The 7,812-nt window shown below is 70.8% G+C and carries 7 protein-coding genes; 2 read left to right on the forward strand and 5 right to left on the reverse strand.

From position 1 onward, the window contains the following. Nucleotides 1-8: 8 nt before the first annotated feature. From ACIBTS_RS24935 to ACIBTS_RS24955, 5 genes are read right to left on the reverse strand one after another with little or no spacing between them, the layout of a single operon-like run. The gene (locus ACIBTS_RS24935) at nt 9-944 is read right to left on the reverse strand and encodes a 3,4-dihydroxyphenylacetate 2,3-dioxygenase (RefSeq protein WP_399322260.1); all 936 of its coding nucleotides are present in this window, start codon (nt 942-944) and stop codon (nt 9-11) included. Further along, nucleotides 937-2,400, reverse strand: a complete 1,464-nt coding sequence (locus tag ACIBTS_RS24940; RefSeq protein ID WP_399322261.1) for an aldehyde dehydrogenase — start codon at nt 2,398-2,400, stop codon at nt 937-939. The genes ACIBTS_RS24935 and ACIBTS_RS24940 overlap by 8 nt, the downstream gene beginning before the upstream one ends. Nucleotides 2,401-2,434: 34 nt before the next feature. Beyond that, nucleotides 2,435-3,241 carry an acetoacetate decarboxylase family protein gene (locus ACIBTS_RS24945; RefSeq protein ID WP_399322263.1) on the reverse strand — a complete coding sequence of 269 codons (807 nt, stop codon included), beginning with the start codon at nt 3,239-3,241 and terminating at the stop codon, nt 2,435-2,437. Nucleotides 3,242-3,252: 11 nt separating this feature from the next. Continuing rightward, complete coding sequence (locus ACIBTS_RS24950; RefSeq protein WP_399322265.1) at nt 3,253-4,473, reverse strand: NAD(P)/FAD-dependent oxidoreductase; 1,221 nt, start codon at nt 4,471-4,473, stop codon at nt 3,253-3,255. A 5-nt stretch (nt 4,474-4,478) separates the two neighbouring features. Further along, nucleotides 4,479-4,667 (reverse strand): ferredoxin, encoded by a 189-nt coding sequence (locus ACIBTS_RS24955; RefSeq protein ID WP_399322266.1) that lies wholly within the window; start codon nt 4,665-4,667, stop codon nt 4,479-4,481. Nucleotides 4,668-5,022: 355 nt separating this feature from the next. On the opposite strand from ACIBTS_RS24955, the gene ACIBTS_RS24960 reads away from it, so the two are divergent. Both ACIBTS_RS24960 and ACIBTS_RS24965 read left to right on the forward strand, forming a co-directional pair. Then, nucleotides 5,023-6,378 carry a glutamine synthetase family protein gene (locus ACIBTS_RS24960; RefSeq protein ID WP_399322267.1) on the forward strand — a complete coding sequence of 452 codons (1,356 nt, stop codon included), beginning with the start codon at nt 5,023-5,025 and terminating at the stop codon, nt 6,376-6,378. 36 nt (nt 6,379-6,414) lie between these two features. Then, nucleotides 6,415-7,731: a cytochrome P450 gene (locus tag ACIBTS_RS24965; protein ID WP_399322269.1), complete on the forward strand. Its 1,317-nt coding sequence runs from the start codon at nt 6,415-6,417 to the stop codon at nt 7,729-7,731. The last annotated feature ends 81 nt before the right edge of the window (nt 7,732-7,812 follow it).

Below are 7,812 nucleotides of genomic sequence, written 5' to 3' on the forward strand. Positions count from 1 at the left end.
CCGGGCTCCTATATACGACTGTGAGGGGTGCGCGGGGCGGGGGTCGCGGACAGGCCGGTGCCGGTCCAGCCGTCGGCCGGGCGGTCGAACCACAGGTGGACCTGACCGGTGCCGATGGAGTTCTCGTACTCGCCGTACTGGCGGGCCTTGGCGACGCACGCCTGTTCACCGAGGGCGCCGGCCATCATCAGGTAGTGGAAGAACTTCGCCTCGGGCTTGTACTTCCAGAACTCCGGCATGGTGTCGAGGACCTTGTCGTGGCGGCCCTCCTTGAACCAGGCGATCCGCTCGTAGTCGGCCTCGCGCGCTTCCGGCGTGAAGATGTGCACCGGGTCGCTGGATTCGTGGTCGCGCAGCTCGCGCAGCGGCCAGAAGGTGTGCGACAGCGCACCGGAGGCAATGAGCAGGACCCGGCGGCCCGGGGTGGCGGCGATGCCGTCGGCCAGCGCCCGGCCGAGGCGCAGGTGGTCCTCCATGTCGCCGGTCTGGCAGACCCCGATGGTCACCCACCGCTTGTCCGGCAGCCCCTCCCCGAGGAACTTCCACAGGTTGATGGTGGCGTAGTAGATCGGCAGGTACTCGTCCTCGATCGCGGTGATCCAGGTGCCGTGCTTGTCCGCGAACTTCTCGATGTTGTGGGCGAGTTCGGGGTCGCCCGGGAAGTCGTACGGCATCCGGCACATGCCGCGCGGCAGCTCCTCGGAGGTGAACAGCCCGGCCCTGCGCGCTTGGGCGGTGACGACGAACTCGACCGTCGTGGCCCAGTGGGAGTCCAGGACGACGACCGTGTCGTAGTCGTCGCGCTCGAAGACGTCCTCGCGGAGCTGATGCAGGCCGGTGACGAGGGTGATCTCCTTGCCCCCGTTGAGCTCCAGCCGGGTCTCCTGCGGAAGCACGATGGTGGGAACGTGAGCGAGCAGGCCCGCCCCGACGATCTCACCCATGGTTCCTCCAACCGTGCGGCGCGGTCACGGTGTTCTTCACGTCGCAATAGAAGTCGAAGCTCCAGGTGCCGCCCTCGCGTCCGACGCCGGAGTGGCGGGAGCCGCCGAAGGGCGCCTGGAGGTCGCGTACGAAGAAGCAGTTGGTCCAGACCGTGCCGGCGACCAGCTGGGCGGTGACGCGTTCGGCGCGCTCCGGGTCACCCGTGGCGAGCGTGGCGGCCAGCCCGAAGCGGGTGTCATTGGCGAGGCGAACGGCCTCGTCCTCGTCTGTGAAGGTCTGCAGGGTCAGGACCGGTCCGAAGACCTCCTCCTGCACGATCTCCGAGCCCTGGTCGACATCGGTGAGGAGGGTCGGCGCGTAGTACTGACCGTCCCCCCGGTGGCCGCCGATGACCGCGCGGGCCCCGGCCGCGATCGCCCGCTGCACAAACCCGTCGATCTTCTCCAGCTGGCGCGGGTGGATGTTCGGGCCGATGTCGGTGGCCTCGTCCCGCGGGTCGCCCTGGGTGAGCCGCCCGGCCTTCTCGACGAAGCGGCGGGTGAACTCCTCGGCGACCGACTCCTCGACCAGGAAGCGCGTCGCGGCCAGGCACACCTGCCCGGCGTTGTCGTACTGCTCCACCGCCAGGTCGACCGCGAGGTCCAGGTCGGCGTCGGCGAACACCAACAGAGGTGACTTGCCGCCGAGTTCGAGGCTCAGCGGGGTCAGGTTCGCGGCAGCCGAGGCCGAGATCCGCTTCGCCGTCGGCACCGAACCGGTGAAGCTGATCCGCCGTACGTCGGGGTGCGAGGTCAGGGCGTCGCCGATCTCCGAGCCGTACCCCTGCACGACGTTCAGCACCCCGGCGGGCAGCCCGGCCTCGGCGGCGATGTCGGCCAGCAGGGACGCGGTCAGCGGGGTCCACTCGGCGGGCTTGAGGACGACCGTGTTGCCGGCCGCGAGAGCGGGGGCGACCTTCCACGTGGCCAGCATCAGCGGGGCGTTCCACGGGGTGATCAGCACGGAGGGGCCCGCCGGGTCCCAGCTGACGTGGTTGGTGTGCCCGCGCGTCTCGAAGTCCTCGTGCTCCAGCCTCAGCAGCCAGTCCGCGAAGAAGCGGAAGTTGTGCGCCACGCGGGGCATCACGCCCCGGCGGTGGGAGCGGAGCAGGGCGCCGTTGTCGGTGGTCTCGACGATGGCGAGCTCTTCCAGCCGCTTCTCGACGCCGTCGGCGACGGCGTGCAGGATGCGGGCGCGCTCCGCGCGGGGGGTGGCGGCCCAGGCGGGGAAGGCGGCCTTCGCCGCGGCCACCGCGGCCGCCGCCTCCATCGGGGTCCCCCGGGAGATCTCCCCCAGGACGCTGCCGTCGATCGGCGAGACATCGGGAAACGTTTCGGTGGAGGCGACGCGCTCGCCGCCGATCCAGTGCCGGGTGTCGATGGCGACCCCGGCCACCGTGAGGGTGTGCTCGGTCATGTCCGGTCTCCAAGTCCTGTGGTGCGTAAGGGGGTTACTCGGCGCCGGACGTGCCGGACTCCAGCAGCCGGCCACCGTCCCAGACGACGCCGACCTGCCGGTAGTAGGCGGCGATCGGCTCGCGGATCTCCAGGCGTGCCAGTTCCTCGGTGGGCGCCTCGAACAGCTCCAGCTCCGCGTCGCCGCGCCACGGCTGCCCGCCCTCGAAGGAGGCGGCGCCGGACTCGATCAGCTCGTCGAGCGCCAGGCCCTTGCCCTTTTCGATGGAGGGCAGCCAGCGGTGGTGGGCCATGGGGTGGGCGTTGACGAAGCCGTTGGTCTCGGACGGCTCGCGCAGGGTGACCACGGCCTGGGCCAGGCGCCGGTCGGCGGCGGCGAGGGTGGCGCCGAAGCGGGCGCCGGCCTCGATGCGCGGGGCGGGACCGTAGGGGTGCGGGCGGGTCTGGTGGATCGAGCCGAGCTTCTTCGGGTAGCCCTGGTGCAGCCCGCGCGCGATGGCGAAGTCCTTGTCGACCCAGATGTACACGCAGCGCGAGTAGGTCTGCCCCCGGTACTTGCAGCGCACGACCGCGAACGCCTCCTTGTACTGGGCCAGTACCGGGTCCAGCAGTTCCTGGCCAGCACCCGAGCAGGACTGCCAGTCGGCCCAGATCAAAGCGACCGCTCCCGGGTCCTCGTCGGCCAGCTCCAGCGGCTCGGGCAGCAGTTCACGCACGCGTGCCGGATCGGTGCGGTACTCGACGGTCAGCAGATCGCCGGAGTAGCGCCACGGCGGGGACGGGATCAGCGAGGAGGCACCGCTCGCCGTCTTGGGGTGGAAGTAACCACGGACAGTGGACATGAAGGGGTTCCTTACGCGGTGAGGGCGGGCTGCTTGAGCAACTGGGCGCGATAGCGGGCGGCGCCCATCGCGGCGGCCTGGCCGCCGAGCGCGACGACGCCGACCAGTTGACCGGCCGTGTGGTAGCCGACGAGGACATCGCTCTCCGGGTCGCCGTCCAGGATCCGTACGTCGTCCTTGCCAAGGACGGGCGCGCCGAAGGACTGCAGCCGGAACTCGTGCTGGTCACTCCAGAAGGTCGGCAGCGGCGCGAAGGGGTCCGGTTCCGCGCCCGTGCCGGTGAGATGGGCGACGAGGGCCTTCGCGGCGTGCTTGGCGGTGTCGGTCGGGATGGACCAGTGCTCGACCCGGCGGGGCACCCCGTCGTAGCGGGCGTTGGGGAAGCGGGCGACGTCGCCGACCGCGACCACCTCCGGCCGTCCCCCGACCCGCAGGTGCTCGCAGGTGAGGACGCCGTCACCGAGGTCGAGGCCGTTGCCCTCCAGCCACTCGACGTTGGCCACGGAGCCGACCGACTCCACGACCACATCGGCGGGCAGCACAGTGCCGTCGCTCAGCACGACCCCGCTGACCCGGTCCTCGCCCTCGAAGCCGGACACTCCGGTGCCCAGCGCGAAGCTCACCCCGCGCTCCTCGTGCCGCTTCAGCAGCGCGCGACCCAGCAGTTCGCCGAGCGGGCCGACCATGGGCAGAGGGAGCGGATCGACGACAGTCACCTCGCGGACGCCGAGGCCCACGGCGGTGGCGGCGACCTCGCAGCCGATGAAGCCGGCGCCGACCACGACCACGCGGGCATCAGGGCGGGTCAGCTCGTCGCGCAGGCCCTGGGCGTCGGCGAGCGTGCGGACGGTGTGACGGCCGACAAGTGGGCCGGGGCAGCGCAGGCGCCGGGGCCGCATGCCGGTGGCGACGACCAGTCCGTCGTACGAGATCGCCGAGCCGTCGTCGAGTTCGACGACGCGCCGGTCGAGGTCGGCGGCGACGACCCTCGTGCCGAGCCGCCACTCCACGTCGGCGGCGGCTGCCTTCGGCGTGAAGGCGAGCGACTCGAAGGGGGCCTTGCCGGCCAGCACCTCCTTGGACAGCGGGGGCCGGTTGTAGGGCATGTGGGGCTCGTCACCGATGACCGTGATCGTCCCGGTCCAGCCCGCCGCGCGCAGTTGCTCGGCGGCACGCAGGCCGCCCATCGAGCCGCCTGCGACGACGACACGTCCGGTCGTGGGTGCGGTCATGGCGGTCATCCCTCGATCCGGATGGCCTGCAGCGGACACACGTCGGCGGCCTCTTCGACCTCGTCGCGCAGCGCGTCGTCGGGGTCGGCCACGTACACCAGGTGTCCGTCGTCGTTCATCGAGAAGACGTCGGGGGCGGCGAAGACGCACTGGCCGTGGTCCTGGCACTTGTTCATGTCGACGACGACCTTCATGGCGGTCCTCCTGCGGGGTGAGGGCGTCGGAGCAAAGAAAAGGAGAGAAGGAGAGGGGCCCGGCCCGGGTGCGTCCGGCCCCTCGGCCAAAAGGGGGCGAAATCCAGCGGATGCCGCACCCCTCACTCGTTTGGCTTCAAACAAGATAGGAAGCCATCCGGCCCTGGTCAATACCTGTCCAGATGGATAACTTTTATCCACCAGCCCCTTGCGGGGACGCAACCCCCCTCCATATCGTTCGGGATCAAATGACTAGCCCGGGGCGCGCTTCTCCCCCGCCCCGGCCTCCCTCCGCACCCCCTCCCCCAGTGCCCCCGGCACAGGGAGTCCCTTCCTTTTCGCCAAGGAGACACCGGTGAGCGCATCCGACACCCCAGACATCCGCCGGCACATGGAGCGGCTCGCAGCCGCGGGCGTCGACGTGGTCCGCGTGGTCTACCCCGACCTCATCGGCACCGACCGCGCCCGCGAGGTGCTGCTGGACCATCTGCCGTCGGCCTGCGAGCACGGACTGGCCTTCTGCCGCGCCGTCTACCACACCACCCCGCAGGGCGACGTGGTCCCGGTCGCGGGCGGTCTGGACGCCGGTCTGCCGGACGTGACCGTACGCCCCGACCTGTCCACCCTGGCCGTCCTGCCCTGGGAGCCGGGTGTCGCCGCCTGCCTGGGCGAGGTCACCGACCCGGCGACCGGTGCCCCGGCGCCCGAGTCCTCCCGCGACCTGCTGCGCACCGTCCTGGCCCGCTGTGCCGAGCAGGGGCTGCGCCCCGTGGTCGGTCCCGAGCTGGAGTACTTCCTGCTGGAGGCCGCCCCCGGCTCGCCCACGGGCTGGCGCCGCTCACCGGAGGCAGCCGGCGCCGTCTACACCGCGGGCCTGCGCGCCGACCCCGACAACCACCTGCTGCGCACCCTGCGCGCGCTGCGCGACCTGGGGCTGGGTGTCGTCACCGGCAACCACGAGTTCGACGGCGGCCAGTACGAGATCAACCTGACCCACTCCGCCGCCCTCGACGCCGCCGACCGCGCCTTCCGCTTCAAGGCCGCCGTCAAGGAACTGGCCCGCAAGGAGGGCAACGTCGCCACCTTCATGGCCAAGCCCTTCGGCGACGCGGGCGGCTCCGGCTTCCACCTCCACCTGTCCTGCAACGACGCCGATGGCCACAACGTCTTCGACGACCCGGCGGGCTCCTACGGCCTGTCCGCCACGGCCCGGCACGCCATCGCGGGCATTCTCGCCCACGCGCCCGCGCTCGCGGCCCTGGCCAACCCGACCGTGAACTCCTACAAGCGCTTCGGCCCGGACACCCTCGCGCCCTGGCTGATCGACTGGGGGCTCGACAATCGCAGCGCCATGGTCCGCATCCCGCCGGAGCGTGGTGGCGGGGCGCGGCTGGAGCTGCGCCTCGGCGACGCGAGCGCCAACCCGTACCTGCTGATCGCCGGCACGATCGCCGCCGCGCTGCTCGGCGTCCAGGCCGGCGAGGAACCGCCCGCCCCGCTTCAGGGCTACGGCTACGACACCTCCCGTGCCGCCCTGCTGCCCCAGTGTCTGTCGGCCGCGCTCGACGCGCTGGAGGCGGACACCGCCCTGACCGATCTGCTCGGCAAGGACTTCACCACGTCCTTCCTCACCTACAAGCGGGACGAGCTCGAACGCTTCGGGCGGCACGTCACCGACTGGGAGTTCACCGAGTACGCCTACCACCTGTAAGCCCGCCCCGAAACCCTCGCCCGAAGGAACCACCCCATGACCAGCCCCACCGTTCCCGCCGTCCCCACCACCCGGGCCGAGCTGCGCGCAGCCCTCGACGAGCCACTGCCGCTCGACCGGGTCGACCTCGCCGACCTCGACAACTTCGCCGACGGCATCACCCCGTGGCGCATGTTCCACACCCTGCGCCACCAGGACCCGGTCCACTGGCAGCCCGAAGAGGCCCCCAACTCCGGCTTCTGGGCGGTCACCCGCCACGCCGACATCGCCACCGTCGACCGCGACCCGGAGACCTTCACCTCCACAAGGTTCGTCAACCTCGAAGAACTCGACGACGACCAGATCAAGAAGCGCGCCTCCATCCTGGAGATGGACGGCGTCCGCCACCGCGCCCTGCGCAACGTGATCCAGCGGCAGTTCGGCGCGAGCGTCATCAACAGCTACAGCGACTTCCTGCGCGGCCTGACCGCCAAGACGCTGGATGCGGCCCTCGCCAAGGGCACCTTCGACTTCGTCGCCGACGTCTCCGCCGACTTCCCCATCAACGTCCTGGCCCGGCTCCTCGACGTCCCGCCGCAGGACAACCAGCAGCTCATCGACTGGGGCAACCGCATCATCGGCAACACCGACCCCGACTACGCGGACGTCCTACTGCACAGCACGGAGAGCGAGAAATACCGCGACCTGCCATTCCGCTCCCCCGCGTCAATCGAAGTCTTCGAGTACGGCAGGGAGCTGGCGCGGCAGCGGCGCGGCGGCGACGGTACGGACCTGGTGTCGAAGCTGGTCAACACCACGCCGCGCGACGGCGTCCCGCTCTCGGCCGAGGACTTCGACAACTACTTCCTGCTCCTGGTGGTGGCGGGCAACGAGACGACCCGCCACACCATCTCCCACTCCATGCTGGCCCTCCTCCAGCACCCCGAGCAGCTGGCGAGGCTGAAGGACGACCCGTCGCTGATCCCCACGGCGGTCGAGGAGTTCCTGCGCTGGGCCTCCCCCGTCTACCACTTCCGCCGCACCGCCACCCGCGACGTCGAGCTCGGCGGCAAGAAGGTCAAGGAAGGCGACAAGGTCGTCATGTGGTACGCCTCCGGCAACCGCGACGAGGAGGTCTTCGGCAACCCCTACGACTTCGACGTCACCCGGCAGAACAACGACCACGTCACCTTCGGCAAGGGCAGCCCCCACCTGTGCCTGGGCAACCTGCTCGCCCGCACCGAGATCCGCATCATGTTCGAGGAGCTCATCCCGCGCATCGCCGACATCAAGCTCGCCGGCGACGTCCCCCGCGTCCGCTCCAACTTCGTCAACGGCATCAAGCACCTGCCGGTCGAGGTCACCCTCGCCTGACCGCCGGCCGCAGCCGTCCAGACGGCTGCGGCCGCCCCCCACCCCAGCCCACCAACACCCCCCCCATGAGGATCGCCCCCC

Origin of the sequence: Streptomyces sp. NPDC050121 (genome assembly GCF_044460385.1) — a bacterium.
GTDB classification, from domain to species: domain Bacteria; phylum Actinomycetota; class Actinomycetes; order Streptomycetales; family Streptomycetaceae; genus Streptomyces; species Streptomyces soliscabiei.

Bases quoted from the DNA above. Each gene is read 5' to 3' on its own strand.
- ACIBTS_RS24935 (WP_399322260.1), bottom strand. From the start codon at position 944: ATGGGTGAGATCGTCGGGGCGGGCCTGCTCGCTCACGTTCCCACCATC.
- ACIBTS_RS24940 (WP_399322261.1), bottom strand. From the start codon at position 2,400: ATGACCGAGCACACCCTCACGGTGGCCGGGGTCGCCATCGACACCCGG.
- ACIBTS_RS24945 (WP_399322263.1), bottom strand. From the start codon at position 3,241: ATGTCCACTGTCCGTGGTTACTTCCACCCCAAGACGGCGAGCGGTGCC.
- ACIBTS_RS24950 (WP_399322265.1), bottom strand. From the start codon at position 4,473: ATGACCGCACCCACGACCGGACGTGTCGTCGTCGCAGGCGGCTCGATG.
- ACIBTS_RS24955 (WP_399322266.1), bottom strand. From the start codon at position 4,667: ATGAAGGTCGTCGTCGACATGAACAAGTGCCAGGACCACGGCCAGTGC.
- ACIBTS_RS24965 (WP_399322269.1), top strand. From the start codon at position 6,415: ATGACCAGCCCCACCGTTCCCGCCGTCCCCACCACCCGGGCCGAGCTG.